Annotated in this window: 18 protein-coding genes; 12 read left to right on the forward strand and 6 right to left on the reverse strand. The window is 67.5% G+C overall.

The features are described from left to right. Nucleotides 1–112: 112 nt before the first annotated feature. Complete coding sequence (locus JOF57_RS10750) at nucleotides 113–1,687, reverse strand: class I adenylate-forming enzyme family protein (RefSeq protein WP_209916333.1); 1,575 nt, start codon at nucleotides 1,685–1,687, stop codon at nucleotides 113–115. A 34-nt stretch (nucleotides 1,688–1,721) separates the two neighbouring features. Continuing rightward, complete coding sequence (locus JOF57_RS10755) at nucleotides 1,722–2,432, reverse strand: DUF899 domain-containing protein (RefSeq protein ID WP_209916336.1); 711 nt, start codon at nucleotides 2,430–2,432, stop codon at nucleotides 1,722–1,724. Between the two features lie 103 nt (nucleotides 2,433–2,535). Here JOF57_RS10755 and JOF57_RS10760 point away from each other — a divergent pair, with 103 nt between their 5' ends. The 7 genes from JOF57_RS10760 (at nucleotide 2,536) to JOF57_RS10790 (ending at nucleotide 9,477) form a co-directional block, all read left to right on the forward strand. Then, the gene (locus JOF57_RS10760) at nucleotides 2,536–2,868 is read left to right on the forward strand and encodes an ArsR/SmtB family transcription factor (RefSeq protein WP_209916338.1); all 333 of its coding nucleotides are present in this window, start codon (nucleotides 2,536–2,538) and stop codon (nucleotides 2,866–2,868) included. Continuing rightward, on the forward strand, nucleotides 2,865–3,308 hold the full coding sequence (locus JOF57_RS10765) for an SRPBCC family protein (protein ID WP_209916340.1): 444 nt from the start codon (nucleotides 2,865–2,867) through the stop codon (nucleotides 3,306–3,308). The genes JOF57_RS10760 and JOF57_RS10765 overlap by 4 nt, the downstream gene beginning before the upstream one ends. 9 nt (nucleotides 3,309–3,317) lie before the next feature. Further along, nucleotides 3,318–5,180 (forward strand): fatty acyl-AMP ligase, encoded by a 1,863-nt coding sequence (locus tag JOF57_RS10770; protein WP_209916343.1) that lies wholly within the window; start codon nucleotides 3,318–3,320, stop codon nucleotides 5,178–5,180. A 26-nt stretch (nucleotides 5,181–5,206) separates the two neighbouring features. Beyond that, the gene (gene cynS, locus JOF57_RS10775; protein ID WP_209916345.1) at nucleotides 5,207–5,674 is read left to right on the forward strand and encodes a cyanase; all 468 of its coding nucleotides are present in this window, start codon (nucleotides 5,207–5,209) and stop codon (nucleotides 5,672–5,674) included. 75 nt (nucleotides 5,675–5,749) lie between these two features. Next, on the forward strand, nucleotides 5,750–6,763 hold the full coding sequence (locus JOF57_RS10780) for an alcohol dehydrogenase catalytic domain-containing protein (RefSeq protein ID WP_209916347.1): 1,014 nt from the start codon (nucleotides 5,750–5,752) through the stop codon (nucleotides 6,761–6,763). 194 nt (nucleotides 6,764–6,957) lie between these two features. Continuing rightward, entirely contained in the window at nucleotides 6,958–7,881 is a 924-nt protein-coding gene (locus JOF57_RS10785; protein ID WP_307869995.1) for an extracellular catalytic domain type 1 short-chain-length polyhydroxyalkanoate depolymerase, read from the forward strand. Between the two features lie 33 nt (nucleotides 7,882–7,914). Next, a complete protein-coding gene (locus tag JOF57_RS10790; protein WP_209916349.1) occupies nucleotides 7,915–9,477 on the forward strand; it encodes a threonine/serine exporter family protein in 1,563 nt (520 codons plus the stop codon). Between the two features lies 1 nt (nucleotide 9,478). Here the strand turns inward: JOF57_RS10790 and JOF57_RS10795 are convergent, their stop codons facing one another. Beyond that, a complete protein-coding gene (locus JOF57_RS10795) occupies nucleotides 9,479–9,715 on the reverse strand; it encodes a hypothetical protein (RefSeq protein ID WP_209916351.1) in 237 nt (78 codons plus the stop codon). A 234-nt stretch (nucleotides 9,716–9,949) separates the two neighbouring features. Here JOF57_RS10795 and JOF57_RS10800 point away from each other — a divergent pair, with 234 nt between their 5' ends. Genes JOF57_RS10800 through JOF57_RS10810 form a run of 3 tightly spaced genes read left to right on the forward strand, consistent with a single transcriptional unit; the run spans nucleotide 9,950 to nucleotide 12,902 of the window. After that, nucleotides 9,950–10,357 (forward strand): YciI family protein, encoded by a 408-nt coding sequence (locus JOF57_RS10800; protein ID WP_209916353.1) that lies wholly within the window; start codon nucleotides 9,950–9,952, stop codon nucleotides 10,355–10,357. After that, nucleotides 10,358–11,512 (forward strand): RNA polymerase sigma factor, encoded by a 1,155-nt coding sequence (locus JOF57_RS10805; RefSeq protein WP_209916355.1) that lies wholly within the window; start codon nucleotides 10,358–10,360, stop codon nucleotides 11,510–11,512. A 40-nt stretch (nucleotides 11,513–11,552) separates the two neighbouring features. Next, entirely contained in the window at nucleotides 11,553–12,902 is a 1,350-nt protein-coding gene (locus tag JOF57_RS10810) for an NAD(P)/FAD-dependent oxidoreductase (protein ID WP_209923243.1), read from the forward strand. Between the two features lie 3 nt (nucleotides 12,903–12,905). Here the strand turns inward: JOF57_RS10810 and JOF57_RS10815 are convergent, their stop codons facing one another. Together JOF57_RS10815 and JOF57_RS10820 are read right to left on the reverse strand one after the other, a co-directional pair. Continuing rightward, nucleotides 12,906–14,123 (reverse strand): NAD(P)/FAD-dependent oxidoreductase, encoded by a 1,218-nt coding sequence (locus JOF57_RS10815; RefSeq protein ID WP_209916356.1) that lies wholly within the window; start codon nucleotides 14,121–14,123, stop codon nucleotides 12,906–12,908. Nucleotides 14,124–14,209: 86 nt separating this feature from the next. Continuing rightward, complete coding sequence (locus JOF57_RS10820; RefSeq protein ID WP_209916359.1) at nucleotides 14,210–15,541, reverse strand: glycosyltransferase 87 family protein; 1,332 nt, start codon at nucleotides 15,539–15,541, stop codon at nucleotides 14,210–14,212. A 103-nt stretch (nucleotides 15,542–15,644) separates the two neighbouring features. On the opposite strand from JOF57_RS10820, the gene JOF57_RS10825 reads away from it, so the two are divergent. Together JOF57_RS10825 and JOF57_RS10830 are read left to right on the forward strand one after the other, a co-directional pair. Then, nucleotides 15,645–16,223, forward strand: a complete 579-nt coding sequence (locus JOF57_RS10825) for a TetR/AcrR family transcriptional regulator (protein WP_307869996.1) — start codon at nucleotides 15,645–15,647, stop codon at nucleotides 16,221–16,223. A gap of 184 nt (nucleotides 16,224–16,407) precedes the next feature. Continuing rightward, on the forward strand, nucleotides 16,408–16,974 hold the full coding sequence (locus tag JOF57_RS10830; protein WP_209916363.1) for a hypothetical protein: 567 nt from the start codon (nucleotides 16,408–16,410) through the stop codon (nucleotides 16,972–16,974). Here JOF57_RS10830 and JOF57_RS10835 read toward each other — a convergent pair. Beyond that, entirely contained in the window at nucleotides 16,964–18,325 is a 1,362-nt protein-coding gene (locus JOF57_RS10835) for a TIGR01777 family oxidoreductase (RefSeq protein WP_209916365.1), read from the reverse strand. The genes JOF57_RS10830 and JOF57_RS10835 overlap by 11 nt on opposite strands. Between the last annotated feature and the right edge of the window lie 82 nt (nucleotides 18,326–18,407).

The raw sequence follows: 18,407 nt of genomic DNA on the forward strand, positions 1-18,407 counted from the left end.
TGCGCAGGCGGTCATGGATCGCTGTGGACACTGGCGGGGAACCGTTCGCCGAAGCGCGCATCGACTCCACAGCGATCCGATGACAACGCCGGTGCGGTTGAGCGCGGCGTGATCAGCCGGCCGTTCGGTGTGGCCGCATCAGGACCGCCTCGATCTCTCCGTCGATGATCAACTGCCGCAGGGTTTTACGGTCGAACTTTCCGCTGGGGAGGGTGGGGATGCGTTCGCTGTCGGTGAGCGCCCAACGGGTGGGCACCTTGTAGGCGGACAATTGTTCGCGGGCGTAGGCGGCCAGTGCGGCCAGGTCGAGGTCCGCGGTGGGCACGACGACCGCACAGACCGCCTCGCCGCGCTGCGGGTCGTCGATGCCGATGACCACACACTGCGCCACGTCGGCAGCCGCGGCGATGACGGCCTCGACTTCCAGCGGGGAGACGTTGGCCCCGGCGGCCTTGATCAGATCGGTCGTGCGCCCGACGTAGAACAGTCGGGGATCACCGTCGCGGCGGTACACCTTGTCGCCGGTGTGGTACCAGCCGTCGGCGTCGAAGGTCTCCGATCGCTCCCGCTTGTTGTAACCGGCCATTACCCCGATGCCGCGGACCAGGAGTTCGCCGGTATCCCCGGATGCCACCGGGGAACCGTGCTCGTCGACAATGGCCATGTCGGTGAACACGAATCCCCCCGCCGTCTCAGACATGGTGCGGTGCACCGGAAATCCATCTGGCACATCGGTCATCGCAATGTCCAGCGGGCCGTCGCGCAGCATCGGTGCACTGCTCAGGTCGCGGTCGGCGAACGACGGATGATCGCGCAACTTCTGGGTGAAGGCGGGCCAGCCCACGATCCCGGTGATCCGTTCGCGCTCAGCCAGATCCAGTGCGGTTTCCGGATCGAGTTTCGGCATGACCACCAGGGTGACGGGTGCGTGCAGGGCCCCGGTGACCGCGAGTAGTCCGCCGATCCAGAAGAACGGCATGGCGCAGAGGATCCGGGACGATTCCTGTAACCCGGTGATCGCCCGGATGGCGGTGGGCCAGGTCGACGTTTGGCGCACCAGCGTGCCGTGGGTGTGCAGGACACCTTTGGGATCGGCGGTAGATCCGGAAGTGTGCACCATGACGGCGAGGTCGGCGGGCGACACCTCGGCTTCCGCGGCGGCCAGGACTTCGACGGGTACCTCGTCGGTGGTCTCATCGCACGCGGGGGACGCCCAGGGGCGGGAGATGTCACCGATCAGTGCGATGCGGCGCAGGTAGGGGGCGGCGCGCAGGGCCAGTCGCCGCGTGGAGTGGCCGGCCAGTTCGGGCAGTGCCGCCTCCAGTCGTTCGGCGACATCGATGTTCAGGACGGTACTGGGGGCGATCAGGAGCCCGATGTCGGCCAGGCGCAACACCTTTGCGATCTCGGCCGGCGTGTACAGCGTGCTCAGCGGCACCGCCACCGCCCCGATTCGCGATACCGCCAGCCACCAGGTCACCCACTCGGCGCCGTTGGGGAAGAACAGGCCCACCCGGCTGCCCTTGCCCACCCCCTGGTGCAGTAGCCACCGCGCCAGGTGCGCGGACCGTTGCTCGGCCTCGAGGTAGGTGAGCCGGTCGGTGGGGGTGACCAGGTAGGTGGACTCACCGAACTCGGCAACGCTGTGCTGCAGCAGAGCGGGGATGGTCAGCGGGGATGGAGTCACCGACCCATCTTCTCCAATGGGTGATACCGCTCCGTCAGTGGCTTCCGCAGTCGGCACCGTCCCCGCGAGCCTCGAGGTAGGTGTCGTGCCAGGACCACCACTCGTAGGGCTTGGCCTGCGGGTAGCCCGTGGGTGAATCCTCCCACGTCTCCTGTCGGCCGAGCGCGGTCATGTCCAGGAAGTTCCAGGTGTTGACGAAGGCCTCGTCGCCCCGGTCGTTGATGAAGTAGGTGCGGAAAACCTGATCGCCATCGCGGATGAACGCGTTGGTGCCGTGCCATTCATCGACACCGAAGTCCACGTCGAACTCCGCGCCGGCACGGGGAAGCATGGAGTACCAGGGGTGGCTCCATCCCATACGTGCCTTGATCCGGGCGATGTCGGCCTGCGATCCGCGGGAGGCGTAGACAAGGGTGGTGTCACGGGAGTTGAGATGGGCCAGGTTGCCGATGTGGTCGGCCATCAACGAGCAGCCGACGCACCCGTGCTCCGGCCAGCCGTGCACGCCTGGGTCGAGGAAGGCGCGGTACACGATCAGCTGACGACGTCCGGCGAACAAGTCGAGCAGGTTCGCGGCGCCTTCCGGGCCTTCGAACTCGTAGTCCTTGTCCACCGGCGTCCAGGGCATGCGCCGGCGCAGTGCCGCGAGTCGGTCCCGTGCGCGGGTGAATTCCTTTTCCTTGACCAGCATTTCGTCGAGTGCGGCCTGCCAGTCGGCGGCCGGCACGATCGGTGGGGTCTTCACGTCTGCTCCCGTCGTCGGTCCTTTACGGCGCCCATTCAATATTCAACAAAACAGTTGAATAACTATCTCGAGCGAACCATGGGTCGCCGCTATAGTCAACAAGGTGGTTGAAGATCAAGTTCTGGACCGCGCGTATTCGGCACTGGCCGATCCGACCCGCCGGCGGCTGCTGGAGGCCCTGCGTGAGGGCGACGCGCGGATCAGTGACCTGGCCGCCCCGTTGCCCATGACCTTCGCCGGCGTCTCGCGTCATGTCGGGGTGCTGGAGGCCGCGGGCCTGGTGCAGCGCGAGGTCCGGGGGCGCGAGCATTGGGTGTCGCTCAAGCCGGACGGCCTGACGATGGCCCAGCAGTGGATGAGTGAGCAGACCGACTTCTGGTCGAGCCGCGCCGATGCGCTGGCCGCGCGGTTGCGGCGGCGGGCGGATTCTCGATGACCGAGGCGTCGACGGTCCGCGTGCGACGGCTGATGCCCGCGGCTCCCGGTGTGGTGTTCGACCAATGGCTCGACCCCGAGGCGCTGCGCGAGTGGATGTGCCCCCGCCCGGTCCGGTGCGTCGAGGTCGTGGTCGAACCCCGGGTCGGTGGGCTCGTGCGCTTCGACGTCGACGATTCCGGTACCGGCGTACTGATCACCGGGCAGTTCCTGGTCATCGAGCGTCCGCGGGTGCTGCGCTTCACCTGGAGTAACTCGGACTGGATCGATCCGACCGTCGTCAGCGTCGTCAACGTCGAATTCGAGCCGGTCGGCGACGGGCAGACGATGATGTCGATCGAGCATTCCCTTTTGCCGCCAGAGGAATTCGACAGCTTTCACAGCGGGTGGACCCTCACGTTCGAGCAGTTGGCAGCAGTCCTCGAGAGTGCCGCGACCTAGACTGCGGGCATGGACAGCGGCACCCAGGTTCAATACGAGGCTCCGGAAGGCCTGCTCCGCATCGAGGACTGCCTCGATGCGGACGGCGGCATCGTGCTGCCGCCGGGCACCACCCTGATCTCGCTCATCGAGCGCAACATCGCCCACGTCGGCGACCACGTCGCCTACCGCTACCTGGATTACAGCCACGCCGAGGAAGAGATCTTCGAGCTGACCTGGTCCCAGCTGGGGGTTCGGCTGCGGGCCGTCGCGGCGCTGCTGCAGCAGGTCGCCACACGCGGTGATCGCGTCGCCGTCCTGGCCCCGCAGGGTCTCGACTATGTCGTCGGCTTCTTCGCCGCGATCAAGGCCGGCACCATCGCGGTACCGCTGTTCGCGCCGGAATTGCAGGGCCACGCCGAACGGCTCGAAACTGCGCTGCTCGATTCCCGTCCGACCACGGTGCTCACCACCACAGCCGCCGCCGACGCCGTACGGGCGTTCCTGGCGAAGCTGCCAGACACCGTGCGTCCTGGGCTGGTGGTCATCGACGAGGTACCCGATTCGGTGGGGGACGGCTTCACCCCCATCGTGGTCGACCCCGACGACGTCTCCCACCTGCAGTACACCTCGGGTTCGACACGTCCACCCGTCGGCGTGGAGATCACCCACCGTGCGGTCGGCACCAACCTGCTGCAGATGATCCTGTCCATCGACCTGCTGAACCGAAACACCCACGGACTCAGCTGGTTACCGCTCTACCACGACATGGGCCTGTCCATGATCGGATTCCCCGCGGCGTACGGCGGGCACTCGACGCTGATGTCGCCGACCGCGTTCATCCGTCGCCCGGAGCGCTGGATTCGGGCGATGTCGGAGGCATCGAAGCACGGCCGGGTCATCACCGCCGCGCCGAACTTCGCCTACGAGTGGACGGCCCAGCGCGGAGTGCCCGCCGTGGGGGAGGACATTGATCTGAGCGATGTGGTGCTCATCATCGGATCGGAACCTGTGATCCCCGAGGTGATAACGGCATTCAACGAGGTGTTCGCGCCGTACGGACTGCCGCCCACGGCGTTCAAGCCGTCGTACGGCATCGCCGAGGCGACACTGCTGATCACGACGATCGCCCCGGCGGAACAGCCATCGGTGGTCTACTTCGACCGCGAGAAGCTCGCCGTCGGCCGGGCGGTCCGGGTGAACGCCCACGCCGAAGGTGCCATCGCGCATGTGTCCTGTGGCCACCCGGCCCGCAGCCTGTGGGCGGTGATCGTCAACCCCGCGCCTGCCGACGGTCGCTCCGCGGAAGTGCCCGACGGTGAGGTCGGGGAAATCTGGTTGCACGGCAACAACATCGGCCGGGGTTACTGGGGCAGGCCGGAGGAGACACGCAAGGTGTTCGGCGTGTCGCTGCACTCGCGCCTTGCCTCGGGCAGCCACGCCGACGGGCTTGCCGAGGACGCCACCTGGCTGCGCACCGGCGATCTCGGGGTGTACTTCGAAGGGCAGTTTTACGTGACGGGGCGGATGGCCGACCTCGTTCAGATCGACGGTCGCAGCCACTATCCACAGGATATCGAGGCCACCGTGGCGGAGGCCTCCCCGCTGGTCCGGCGTGGCTATGTCACCGCGTTCACCGTGAACTCCGATCCCGGTGCGGACGGTGACGGCGCCAGCCTGGTGGTCATCGCAGAACGTGCGGGCGGTACCCGCCGCGCTGACCCCGATGAGGCGAGCGAGGCCATCCGAGCGGCAGTTGCCGCCCGGCACGGCGTGACGGTCGCGGATCTACGATTCCTTCCGGCCGGCGCGATCCCGCGGACCACCAGCGGCAAGCTGGCCCGGGTGGCGTGTCGCAGTGAGTATCTGGAGGGCACTTTGGGCGTGCGGTGACCACGTATCGCAGGCATGCTGCTGGTATGAGCAGAGACGAGATCACCGCCGCGATCGTGGAAGCCCGCCTGACCAAGGGCCTGACGTGGCAGCAGTTGGCAGACGCCATCGACAAACCTGTGGTGTGGACGGTGTCTGCACTGCTCGGACAACACCCGGTTCCGGCCGAGTCCGGCAAGATCATCGCGGACCTGCTGGGGTTGGACGCTTCGGTGATCCCGGTGCTGGCCGCGGTGCCGATGCGCGGCGGTTTACCGACGGCGGTACCTACCGATCCCACCATCTACCGTTTCTACGAGGCACTTCAGGTGTACGGAGGGGCGCTCAAGGAAGTCATCCACGAGCAGTTCGGTGACGGCATCATGAGCGCCATCAACTTCAGCGTCGACATCCAGCGCAAATCTCACCCCGCCGGGGACCGCGTGGTGGTGACGTTCGACGGCAAGTTCCTGCCCTATGACTGGACCGCGGCCGAGAGAGTGGTCCTGCGCTGACATCTGCCGCTGGCCAAGCACGCCGCTGAGAGTCCATGATTGCCAGGTATCCCTGCGGCGACGGTGAGGATTCTCATGGCTGTGCATCGAGCTGTTCACGTCCAGTCTTCCGGCGGTGCGCTGGAACTTGTTGACGCCCAAACTGTCTCGCCCGATCGGGGACAGGTCCGGGTCGCCGTGGCCGCGTGCGGGGTCTGCGGCACCGATCGGGCCATCGTCAACGGTGGGTTCCCGGGCATCGCCTGGCCGCTGACCCCGGGCCATGAGATCGCCGGCACCATCGCCGAAGTGGGCGCGGGTGTCGCCGATTTCGCGGTAGGTGACCGGGTGGCGATCGGATGGTTCGGCGGACACTGCGGGGTCTGCATTCCCTGCCGTAAGGGCTTGTTCATCCACTGCGAAAAGGGGCAGATACCGAGCCTGCATTATCCGGGCGGCTACGCGGAATCGGTGACGGTGCCGGCCAACGCGCTCGCCCGGATCCCCGAGGAACTGTCCTTCGCCGAGGCCGCTCCGATGGGGTGCGCCGGGGTGACGACCTACAACGCGCTCCGCCACACCCGTGCCCTCCCCGGGGACGTGGTCGCGGTCCTCGGCGTCGGCGGTCTGGGGCACCTCGGCCTGCAGTTCGCCCACGCGATGGGCTTCGAGACCGTCGCCATCGCCCGCGGACCCGGCAAGGAAGCCGATGCCCGTTCGCTGGGGGCTCGGCACTACATCGACTCGACCGCCGGGGACGTCAGTTCGGCGCTGCGGGACCTGGGCGGCGCGGCAGTGGTGCTCGCCACGGTCGGCAATTCGCAGGCGATGGCCGACACCGTGGGCGGGCTCGCGCCGCGTGGGGAGCTGGTCGCGATCGGGGTATCGGTCGATCCGTTGCCCATCAGCCCGGTGCAACTGATCCAGCCCGCGCTGAGTATCTCGGGGCACCCGTCGGGAACGGCACGTGACGTCGAGGAGACGATGCATTTTGCGGTGCTGTCGGGGGTCCGGGCCCGGATCGAGGAGCGTCCACTCGACGACGCGGCGAGCGCCTACGCCGCGATGGAGCAGGGGCAGGCGCGCTACCGCATGGTCCTGACCGTCTGATCGGTGGTCGAATCCGGTTATCTCGCCCCACTGGTCACAGCGAGCGGGTAGCGTCGGGACTTCGTTTGCTGGACGACGAATCGGTGGGGGCCGGGATGGCGTGGAAGCGGATAGCGACGGTTGCCGGCAGGTTTTTCTCCGGTAGGTCACCTGGCGTTGCCAAAGAGTTCGCTCGCGATATCTATTCTGCCCCGGTGCTTTTCACGCCGGGACGACGCCGCAACCTACTGTCCGCCGCGCTCATCGCGCTCGTGGGATGTGCGGCCGCGCCAGCACCCGCGTGGGCCGCACCCATACCGTCGGCGCAAATCGACTTCGGTGGCATGATGCGCACGTATCGGCTCCACCTGCCGGCCGGTGGCCCGCCCTCAGGGCTGGTGGTCAACCTGCATGCCGCGGGTGCGACCGGAGCCGATCAGGCGGCGCTCACCCATTACGACGCGGTGGCCGACGCTTACGGGTTCGCCGTGGTCTACCCCGATGGCATCGATTACAGCTGGGCCGACGGCCGCGGCGCCTCGGTGCCGGACCGTCAAGGGGTCGACGATGTCGGGTTCATCTCGACCCTCGTCGATCGCCTCGCCGCGGAGAACGGCATCCCGCGCGGCCGGGTATTTGCCACCGGGCTGTCGGCGGGTGGGTTCATGGCGAACCGCCTGGCGTGTGATCGTGCCGACCTGTTCGCGGCGATCGCCCCGGTCGCCGGGACGCTGGGGACGAATGTGGGCTGCAATCCGTCGAGGCCCGTTTCGGTTCTCGCGACTTACGGGACGGCAGACCCGGTCGTGCCGTTCGCCGGCGGACCCATGTCGGGGCGTGGTGGAGGTAGCACTGTGGTGTCGGGGCCGGCGATGGTGGACCGGTGGCGCCAGATCGACGGCTGCCCGGCTCCGTCCGACGAGGTGCTGCCCAGCACCGGCGACGGCACCGAAACCCACCGCATCGCCTCCGATGGGTGTGCCGGCGGAACTTCGGTGGTGTTCATGCGGGTCGACGGCGGCGGGCACACCTGGCCGGGGGTCCCCGAGATTCTTCCCGTGCAGTCCGTTGGAGCGGCCAGCCGGGCCTTCGACGCCTCGGACGCGTCCGGGCGCTTCTTCGCCTCTCATGGCAGATAGTCACGCGGCCGTTTATCAGTACGCTTTTCAACGATGGCTGAGGAAGGTCTGAACGGCAGGGATCGCCTGCGCGGAGGGCTGCGCATGGCCTTGCGAGGGCGCCGTGACCCGGCGCCGGTCGCCGGCCGACGCAGTCGCGCGTCGGCGGGGATGGGTGACGTGCACACCCGCAAGGTTCTCGACCTGACCATCCGGCTCGCGGAGGTCATGTTGTCGTCGGGCTCGGGTACTGCCGATGTGGTCGCCACAACCCAGGACGTCGCACAGGCCTACCGGCTCACCGACTGCGTCGTCGACATCACCGTCGCGACGATCATCGTGTCGGCACTGCCGACTGCGGACAGTCCGCCGGTGACGATCATGCGGGCGGTGCGGACCAGGTCCACTGATTACACCCGGCTGGCCGAGCTCGATCGACTGGTGCGGCGCATCACCTCCGGCGGTATCACCGTCGACGAGGCGCACGAGGCCATGGATGAGCTGACCGAGAGCCCGCATCCGTTCCCCCGGTGGCTGGCGACCGCCGGGTGGGCGGGGTTCGCGCTCGGTATCGCGATGCTGCTGGGCGGCAACTGGTTGACCTGCCTGCTGGCCACTGTGACGGCCGCGCTCATCGACCGGGTCGGCCGTCTGCTGAATCGAATCGGCACGCCGTTCTTCTTTCAGCACGCGGTCGGGGCGGCGATCGCGACGTTGATCGCGCTGGCTGCGTACCGGTACACGGGTCAGGGTCTCAGCGCGCTCGTCGCCACCGGGATCGTGTTGTTGTTGTCCGGCATGACTTTGGTCGGTGCCGTGCAGGACGCCTTGACCGGCTACATGGTCACTGCGGTCGCGCGGCTCGGTGACGCTGTGTTTCTCACCGCGGGAATCGTCGTGGGCATCACCGGTGCACTGCAGGCCGCCACGCTCCTGGGGATCGAGATCGAATTGCACGTCAACACGGCAGGCACCTTCCTCACGCCGAGAGGCCCGGTGCCGATCGTCCTGGCGGTCGTGGGTGCCGCGCTGGCCGGGATGTGCCTGACCCTGGCCAGCTATGCACCCCTGCGGTCATTGCCCACCGCCGGGTTGGCGGCCGGGCTGGCCGAGCTGACGTTGATCGGGCTCGGGACCGCCGGGTTCGGCCAGTGGGCGGCCACCGGGATCGCCGCGGTCGGTGTCGGGTTTCTGGCCACCCTGATCTCCATCCGCCGGCAGTCTCCCGCACTGGTGACCGCGACCGCCGGCATCATGCCGATGCTGCCCGGTCTCTCAGTGTTCTGGGCGGTGTTCGCCTTTGCCGTCGACGAGAAGTTCGGTGAGGGGCTCGCGCACCTGCTTAGCGCGGCGGCGACGGCGTTGGCACTCGGCAGCGGCGTGGTGATGGGTGAGCTGCTCGGCTCGCCGCTGCGGTACCGCGCCGGCCGCATCGGCGAGTTCTTCCGCAAAGAGGGACCGCCCGGGCTGCGCCGGGCAGTGGGTCAGGTGGTGGTCCGCCTCCAACCGGCCGACAACACCACGGCTGCCGGCGCTCCACGCGCGGAAAGCGTCCCGTTGGAAGCTGCACCGGCCGAGGAGTCGGACGGCGATGAGAGCGTGGAGCCCGGCAACTGAATCAGGTGAACGGGAGGAAGTCGCCGTTGATCCAGACGCCCCAGTGGCCGCCGGCCGGCAGGTTCCACCAGACCATCGGCTTGCCCTGCCACGTCTCAGCCGGCTTCTTCGGCGCGTTCGGCGGCGGCGGGAGGCTCGGATCCGGTTCCGCGCCCGCGATGGCGGTGCCGAGGCCGAGGGCGGCCCCGATCAGGCCGGTGGCCGCGATGGTGGCCAGGGTTGCCTTGCTTCCGAACATGAATGTCCACCTCGGTGTTTGACTCTGAACTTGGATACCCGAAGCTTAGCCACACGAAGTGATTGAGTCTGCACGTGTGGTCGGCGACGGGCTCATCCGTCATCCTGAACCCGCGCGACGTGGCCTGACACCGAGATGAGAAAGATTCTCCTTTCTCGATGTCGAGAACGCCGTGACGGCTCCGTCCTAGGGGTGAGCGACGAACTAGGGTCGCCAATCTGAAGGGAGAACCTCATGGCCAAGTACCTGTTTCTCAAGCACTATCGGGGCGCGCCGGCGTCCGTCAACAACATCCCCATGGATCAGTGGACACCCGCCGAGATCCAGGCCCACATCCAGTACATGAATGACTTCGCCGATCGGCTGAAGGACAGCGGTGAGTACGTCGACAGCCAGGCCCTTGCCCCAGACGGCGCGTGGGTCCGCTCCGACGGCGAGGGGAAGCCGCCCGTGACCGACGGCCCATTCGCCGAGACCAAGGACTTGATCGCGGGTTGGATGCTGGTCGACGTCGACTCCTACGAACGCGCCGTCGCGTTGGCCGGAGAACTGTCGGCGGCGCCCGGCGCGGGCGGGCAGCCCATCCACGAGTGGCTGGAGGTGCGTCCGTTCCTGACCGCCTCGCCGACCGTCACCGAGTAGATGGCCGCCGGTGCGGTGGACGAGGCCCAGTTCCGGGATCTGATTCCCGGTGTCCTGGCCGCCCTTGTCCACCGCGGGGCGGACTTCGCGACAGCCGAAGACGCCGTGCAGGAAGCTCTGGTTCGGGCCTGGGACACGTGGCCGGACCGGCGGCCCGACGATCCCAAGGGCTGGCTGATCACCGCGGCATGGCGGCGTTTCCTCGACGTCGCCCGTTCCGATGTGGCACGGCGCGACCGTGAGATGCGGGTCTTTGCCGAACCAGTCGCCGGAGCTGCCGCGGAGGTCGACGACACGTTGCAGCTTTACTTTCTGTGCGCGCATCCGAGTCTGACCCCGTCGGCGGCCGTCGCCCTGACCTTGCGCGCCGTCGGAGGCCTCACCACGCGTCAGATCGCGCAGGCCTACCTCGTTCCGGAATCGACCATGGCCCAACGGATCAGCCGCGCCAAGCGCACCGTGAGCGCGGTTCGGCTGGATCGTCGCGGTGATCTGCGCACCGTGTTGCGGGTGCTGTACCTGGTGTTCAACGAGGGGTACAGCGGCGATGTCGACCTGGCAGCCGAGGCGATCAGGCTGGCCCGCCAGCTGGCCCGGACCACCAACGATCCGGAAGTCAGCGGCCTGCTGGCGTTGTTCCTCCTGCACCATGCCAGGCGTCCGGCACGAACGCGGGCCGACGGCAGCCTGGTGACGCTGGCCGATCAGGACCGCACGTTGTGGCGCCGTGATCTCATCGCCGAAGGGGTATTCGTGCTGCAGGCGGCGCTGGCGCATGACCGGCTCGGGGAGTACCAGGCCCAGGCTGCGGTGGCGGCGCTGCACGCTGACGCCCCGTCCGCCGAGGAGACCGACTGGGTGCAGATCGTCGAGTGGTACGACGAACTCGTCGCGCTCACCGACAGCCCGGTGGCGCGTCTCAACCGCGCTGTCGCTGTCGGTGAAGCCGATGGGCCGCAGGCAGGTTTGGCGGTGCTCGCCGAACTCGACCCGGCGCTGCCGCGCCACACCGCCGCAGTGGCCTACCTCCATGAACGGGCGGGGGACATCTCGACGGCCGCACGGCTCTACGTGCAGGCCGCCGCCGAAGCGCAATCGCTGGCCGAGCGCAACCACCTCACCCTGCGCGCATCTGTCCTGCACCGTCGCATTTGACGGGAGGACGGTTAACCTCCTAGGTGTGGGCAACAGTCGGATGAGAGTGTTGATCATCGGTGGGGGGTTCGGCGGGTTGTTCTGTGCGCGCCGATTGGGCGGCGTCGACGTCGACGTGACCCTGCTCGACCGGGCGGCCGGTCACCTGTTTCAGCCGCTGCTCTACCAATGCGCCACCGGCACCTTGGGCTTCGGCCAGATCAGCCGGCCGCTGCGCGAGGAGTTCGAGCGACACCGCAACGTCACCACGTTGCTCGGTGAAGCGATCGACGTCGATCCGGAGTTGCGCCGGGTCACGGCCCGCCGGCCGGATGAGACGACCTACACCCTCGACTACGACGTACTTGTGGTGGCCGCGGGGATGCGGCAGTCCTACTTCGGCAAAGAGCATTTCGCCGAGTGGGCACCGGGGATGAAGACGCTCGACGACGCGCTCAGCATCCGGCAGCGGGTATTCACCGCCTTCGAGATCGCCGAGACGCTGCCGCCCGGTCCGGAGCGCGATGGTTGGCTCACGTTCGCTGTTGCCGGGGGCGGTCCCACCGGGGTCGAGTTGGCCGCGCAGATCCGCGAGATGGCCACGCGCACCTTGGCTCACGAGTTCCACAGCATCGAGCCCGAGGAAGCCAGGGTGCTGCTGTTCGACGGTGGGGACCGAGTGCTGAAGGCCTTCTGCCCCGAGCTGGGGGAGAAGGCGACGAGAGCGCTGCAGAAACTGGGTGTCGAGCTCCATATGGGCGTTCATGTCACCGACGTCAACCGGGACGGGGTGACCATCAGCCCGAAGGCCGGTGGCCCCGACGAGCAATACGCGGCACGAACTGTGTTGTGGACAGCCGGCGTTGAGGCCGTGCCGTTCGCCCGGCACCTGGCCCAGGTTCTGGGAGTGGAGGCGGATCGCAGCGGGAGAATCGCTGTGGAGCCTGATCTTTCGATCGACGGCCGTCCCGAGATCTTCGTGATCGGAGACCTGGCCGGCCGGGAGAATCTGCCGGGAGTCGCCGAGAACGCGATGCAGGGCGGGCTCCACGTCGCCTCGTGCGTCCGCCGGGAACTTGACGGTAAACCCCGGCGGCCGTTCCGCTACCGCGACCTCGGTTCGGCGGCGTACATTGCCCGCCGACAAGCACTCCTGCAGGTCGGACCGATCAAGGTCGCCGGCTTCTTCGGCTGGCTGGCTTGGGGTTTCATCCACATCGCATTCCTCACCGGCGTACGCAACCGCATCAGCACGGTAACCACCTGGCTCACCACCATCGCCCGCGAGAATCGGTCGCACCGCGCGTTCATGCTCGGTGCCAGCGGTCTGCCCGATCAGCACTACACGTGGACCACCTGGGACGCGTCGACACCGCCGCCTGAGCTGCCGCCGAACGGAAACGACCGCTAGCCCCTACCGGCCCAGGGTCGGCCGCCTCTGCAGGTCGGGTGCGGCGGCCGCGAGCAGGCGCTGCCGATCGCCGGTCAACGGCGGGTAGATCCGTTCGGTATTGATGGTTCTCTTGGTGGCCTTGGCCATCAAACCGGTTGCCACCACATCGCGATCCCAGCCCTCGGTGTAGACGGCACCGGCCGGGCCCAGATCGAGAACGGTGACGTACCAGGGGATCCGCAATGCGCGCATGGGTTGCCCGAGAAGGTCGCCGATGACGTTGTACCCGGCATAGCGGCCCATCGGTCTGCCGTGTTGACACGACATCACCGACAGGTGGCCGTCGTCGACTCGCGCGGCGGCCACATCTCCGGCCGCGAACACCGCCGGTACCGCCTCGACGCGGAGGTAGTCGTCGACCGGCAGCCGACCGAACCGGTCCAGCGTGACCGGCAGCTGCGCCGTCAGCGGGTTGGCCCGCATTCCCGCGCACCACACCACGGTGGCCGTCGGCACCGTGTCGCCAGATGACAAGGTCACCGCGCCGATATCGACAGATGTCACGCTGACACCCGTGACGACCTGAATTCCATTGTCGGATAATGCAGTTTCGATCACCGGGCGCGCCGAGGCGCCCATATCCGAGCCGACCTGCGGGTGGTGGTCCACGAGCACGACTACCGGTGCAACGGTGCCATCGAAGATCGCGGCGAGCCGTGCGGGCAATTCGCATGCGGTCTCGATACCGGTGAGCCCCGCGCCGACGACGACGACCGTGCCGGCACCCGGTGTCACGGGATTCGCGGCCAGCGTATCCAGGTGACCGGCGAGACGCCTGGCGCCGTCGAACGTATCGACGTCGAAACCGAATTCGGCCAGCCCGGGGATATTCGGTCGCGCGACCCGGCTGCCTGCGGCCAGGACCAGTCGGTCATAGCCCATGACGAGCGTTCGGCCATCGTGTTGCGCCGTGACGTTCCGCGCGCCGACGTCGATGGCGGTGACCTCGCCAACAACGTGGTCGACGCCGACGGGATCGAGCAGCTTCTCCAACGGGATCCGGCAGTCGCTCAGATCGGCTTCGTAATTGCGTACCCGGATGTCGTGGAAGGGGCGCTCACTGACCACCGTGACCTTCACGCCGTCGGCCGCCGGTCTGAGTTCGTCGATACGTCTGGCGGCGCCGAGCGCTGCCCACAGCCCGGCGAAACCCGATCCGACGATCAGCACGTGACTCACGGTTTCAGCGTGCCACGCTACAAAAATCACGGCCGGTAAAACGCTCGAGAACCCGCAATGGCGAACCTAGTTTTCAACGGTCGATGTCACCAAAGTCGCCGATCCCTACTATTTTCTGCTGCAATCCCTTGCAGTGGACGGCCTTTCGCGCGACGACCGACATCATGATGTCGGCGAACCAACACGATGGTTGCGACGGCGGCGACGAAGAAAAGAGTCGGGTTCGTGGAGACCACCAGCAGCTTGTCCGGCTTGGACATCGTCGCGATGGCGGCGTCGAGCGCCTCGACATAGCTGGTGTAGCCGGCGCTGAGCTGGAGCGAGGTCCGGTAGAGCCAGGCGGCGAACCACATGAACACCGCCAGATAGACGGCCAGCGTACCGGCCGCCCAGACGCCCCAGGTCAGGCCGGTGGAGCGCACCGCCCGATCGACCATGATGGCCAGCAGCGGAACGGTCCACACCCAGTGATGCCCCCAGGCAAGCGGTGGCACCGTGCACGACAGCAACCCGATGAGCGTGATCGCCAGCAGGGAGTGCCCGGACTGCTGTGCCCGTTGTGCCGCAACGAACCCCAGCACCGCCGCGGTGCCGATCGCGAATATCCACCACAGGGTCGGCATCGGTGCCGGCGCCGCCAGGGTGGCCAGCACTCCGCCGATCGAGAAGTTTCCGGGATGCGTGAGCGGCCCGATGCGGTCGGTTTGGAACACCGCGTGTAGCCAGTAGGCCGTGGAATCGGTCGGCAGGACACACCAGGTGATCGTGACCGTGGCCAGCGCCGCACACAGCGCGGTGAAGCCTGCACGCCATTGCCGGGTGAGGAACAGGTAGGGCACGAACACGACGGCGGTCAGCTTGACACCGGCGGCGATGCCGACCGACCATCCGCGCAGACGAGCGGATGGCGGCCGGGTGAGATCCCAGACGATCAACGCCATCAGGACGACATTGACCTGCCCTTGCCAAAGCGTGCCCCTCACCGCCTCGATGTCGACGGCGACGAGGCTGAGTGCGAGGGCGAGCAGCCAGAGCCGATGATCTGCCCGGTAGCTCAGGACAGTGGCGCATCGCCAGATCGTGAGGGTCAGCGCCGTGAATGAGACGGCCATCCAGATTACTTGGGCTGCAGTGAAACCCATGATGGACAGGGGGATGAAGGTGACAGCGGCGAACGGCGGGTAGGTGAACCAACCCCCTCCGGGCAGCTCCGTGGCGTAGAGCGGTTGACCGTCGAGCAGTTGTTGCCCGCCGGCGCGATAGATGTCGAGGTCGCCGCCGTTGGTGAGCAGCCCCATGTGTGAGCCTGCGGTGAACGGTTCCAGCAGTTGGTGAATGACCAGCAGCGCTGCGGCCGCCAGCCAGGCGATCGCCACCGCGTTCGTCGAAACTGCGTGGACTCGGTGTGGCGCAGTCATGAAGCAAGCCCCTGCCGTGCGCACCAGCCGACCCCTGGCTGTGAACGAAGCTCGTTCAGGCGCAACAACTAACGAATATATGAAGCATTTGTTACAGTCAAATGTGCCTCGCGAGATCGACCGGGTGAAGCGTGACCAGCTGCTGGCAGGCGCAGCGTCGGTGTTCGCCCGCGTGGGTGTGGTCGACACCTCGCTGCGTACGTTGGCCACCGAACTGGGAACCAGTGCGCGAATGCTGGTCTACTACTTCGGCACCAAAGATCAGTTGATACTGGAAGTGCTGAACCGGCAACAACGCCAGGCGATTCCGGAGGCCGACGACGTGGAGTTGCCGGTGTCGGTGGCCGCACATCGGCAATGGTGTTTCAACGACTGGTATGCCTGCACCCGTGGTGAGCGGAGCGAGAGCCTGCGGGTGGTCTTGCAGGTGTTCGGTGCCGCGTGCAGCCGCGATAGTCCGTACCGCGAGTACACCTGGGATACGTTGTCCCTGCTCACCTGCAACTCGAAGGCCCGATTGGCGGCGCTCGGAATGTCCGACCATGTCGCAGAGACGCGCTCACGCATCGCCCTCGCGGCATTTCAAGGCCTCATCATCGAGTTTTTCACGGCCGAGGACGGCGCCTACGTGGATGACACATTCAGCCGATTCATCGACGAGTTCCTGCTTGCGCCGTTCTGATCACGACCGGTGAATGCACACGCTGCGCGGAGTTGCTCCGGGCCGGTTCACCGCGCGAGCCCAGCGCGCCGGCGGTGGGATGTGCGACGATGCACGGACCGCCCGGTAATCGCCGTGTCTCCCGAGCAGGCGTTTCAGCGGGCGTACAGGTTTCAGCGGGCGTACAGAGAGGACCGCCGGACAGATGACCGATGCGCACCGCGCCACGCTTCCCGTCAAACGGGCGAAGCTCGCGATCGCAGGACTGACCGTCCTGGGCGCTGCGCTGGCCACCGCCGGCCAGGCAGCCGCAGACCCGGTAGTGCCCGATCCGGTGCCCGCGCCTGCGCCCGCGGAGGCAGCACCGCCGCCGCCGCCGCCCGCGCCGGCCGGCCCGCCACAGGTGCCCGAGATCGCCAACCCCGTGTACGGCTCGGGCCAGTACGGCTCCGGCCCGGTCGGTACCCTGCGCGATCTGTGGCACCAGGCCCGCGACCCGGGCGGGTTCCAGGGTGCCGGGGGAGCACCCGAAGGTACGGTCGCGCCGCCGCCGGGCGCCGGCGTCGCACCTCCCTTGCCTCCGGGGTACGTCTCGATCAACGCCCCCGGTTCGGAGACGCCGGCCACGGCGCCGGCCCCCGGTAGCGGCGGTCCCGCCGGCCCGGCGTTGCCGCCTGGCTACTACTCGCTCAACGGTCCGCCGCCGCCCGGGTACGAGTACAACTCGCCGGGTCAGCAAGCGCCTGCGCCGCCGGCAGCTCCTACGCCGTAACCGGGCGCCCCAACACGTGGCGCAGCGCCTGATCCAGGTATGGATGGCGGAAATGGTGCTCGGCGGAGGTGAGGACCGCGGGAACCGCCCGCTGGCTGGCGCACGCCAGTTCACGGGCACCCTGGTCGCCCAGCAGTAACCGTGGCCCCAGCGTCGGAACCGGCAGAACGGTCGGACGGTACAGAACGTGGCCTAGCACGTCGGTGTATTCCGTGTTGCGCACCGGCTCTGGTGCCACGGCATTGACCGGGCCGGATAACTGCGTGTCCCACAACGCGCGGTGGTAGATGTCAACCAGGTCGTCGATCCCGATCCAGGGCAACCACTGCTGCCCGTCGCCGATGCGGCCGCCGAGCCCGGCCGCGAACAAGGGCCGCAGCAGTCGCAGGGTGCCGCCGCTGGGGGACTGCACGATCCCGGTGCGGACACGCACTACCCGGACACCGGATCGTTCGGCCGCGGCCAGCGCCTGTTCCCAGTCGGCCACGACGTCGGCCAGGAAGCCGTCGCCGCGTTCGCTGGTCTCGGTGAGAACCTCGTCGGCGCGGTCGTAGCCGTAGAGGCCCACCGCTGACGCGCTGACGACGACCTGAGGGCCGCTATCGGTCGCGGCGATACGTTCGGCGAGCCGGCGGGTCGGTTCGACGCGGCTGTCGCGGATGGCGCGACGGTGTTCGTCGGTGAACCGGCCGGCGATCGATGCGCCGGCCAGATGGACGACGGCGTCGACCCCGGCCAAGAGTTCGGGGTCGGGAGCGTCCGGGTTCCATTGCCGCTCATCGGGTTTGGTTGTTGCGTGGCGGACCAGTCGGATCACCTGGTGGCCACCGGTGCTCAAGAACGCGGTCAACGCCGAACCGACCAGCCCGGATGCCCCGGTAATGGCCACGGTCAGCGGTTTCAACCCACGCGCCCGGGCGCGCTGATGGGAGGCGAGGTCGTCAGCCAGCTGGCGATGGCGGTAGGCGAACATCGGCCGCAGGAACTGACCGGGAATCGGGGTTTCCACCCGATCGATCATGCGGGTGTGGGTCGCGTCGATGGCTTCGAAATCATGAATGTGCTTCCAGCGCACCGCCAGTGCCGCCGGCAGCGAGGCCGGCCCACCCCTGGCGATCTTGTCGACGAAGCGTCGTGGTGGGTCGTAGGCGTCGGCCTGATGCTGGGCCACCCACCGCAACCCGCCGGGCAACGCGAGTTCGGCACGGCCGTCGCGCAGCGAGTCGGCCTCGGATTTGAGCTTCATCGACTGCCACGGCGGGGACAGTCTGGCGAACGCGCCGGGTCGGCTGTGCCAGCCGAAGACCTCGTCGCTCGGGGCGTCGATGACGCTGGAGTACACCAATCCCATCGATCGACGTTACCGCCCATGAATATCGTTGCATCAACGGTATCTGTATCTGTAATAGTGTCTGCAATTGCCTGAATGGCCG

It is taken from the genome of Mycolicibacterium lutetiense (assembly GCF_017876775.1).
GTDB classification, from domain to species: Bacteria; Actinomycetota; Actinomycetes; order Mycobacteriales; family Mycobacteriaceae; genus Mycobacterium; species Mycobacterium lutetiense.

Excerpts from the sequence above, each read along its gene's own strand:
- JOF57_RS10800 (WP_209916353.1), top strand. The coding sequence starts at position 9,950 with ATGGCCAAGTACCTGTTTCTCAAGCACTATCGGGGCGCGCCGGCGTCC.
- JOF57_RS10830 (WP_209916363.1), top strand. The coding sequence starts at position 16,408 with ATGACCGATGCGCACCGCGCCACGCTTCCCGTCAAACGGGCGAAGCTC.
- JOF57_RS10835 (WP_209916365.1), bottom strand. The coding sequence starts at position 18,325 with ATGGGATTGGTGTACTCCAGCGTCATCGACGCCCCGAGCGACGAGGTC.
- JOF57_RS10795 (WP_209916351.1), bottom strand. The coding sequence starts at position 9,715 with ATGTTCGGAAGCAAGGCAACCCTGGCCACCATCGCGGCCACCGGCCTG.
- JOF57_RS10770 (WP_209916343.1), top strand. The coding sequence starts at position 3,318 with ATGGACAGCGGCACCCAGGTTCAATACGAGGCTCCGGAAGGCCTGCTC.
- JOF57_RS10765 (WP_209916340.1), top strand. The coding sequence starts at position 2,865 with ATGACCGAGGCGTCGACGGTCCGCGTGCGACGGCTGATGCCCGCGGCT.
- JOF57_RS10780 (WP_209916347.1), top strand. The coding sequence starts at position 5,750 with ATGGCTGTGCATCGAGCTGTTCACGTCCAGTCTTCCGGCGGTGCGCTG.
- JOF57_RS10810 (WP_209923243.1), top strand. The coding sequence starts at position 11,553 with ATGAGAGTGTTGATCATCGGTGGGGGGTTCGGCGGGTTGTTCTGTGCG.
- cynS (WP_209916345.1), top strand. The coding sequence starts at position 5,207 with ATGAGCAGAGACGAGATCACCGCCGCGATCGTGGAAGCCCGCCTGACC.
- JOF57_RS10820 (WP_209916359.1), bottom strand. The coding sequence starts at position 15,541 with ATGACTGCGCCACACCGAGTCCACGCAGTTTCGACGAACGCGGTGGCG.
- JOF57_RS10790 (WP_209916349.1), top strand. The coding sequence starts at position 7,915 with ATGGCTGAGGAAGGTCTGAACGGCAGGGATCGCCTGCGCGGAGGGCTG.
- JOF57_RS10805 (WP_209916355.1), top strand. The coding sequence starts at position 10,358 with ATGGCCGCCGGTGCGGTGGACGAGGCCCAGTTCCGGGATCTGATTCCC.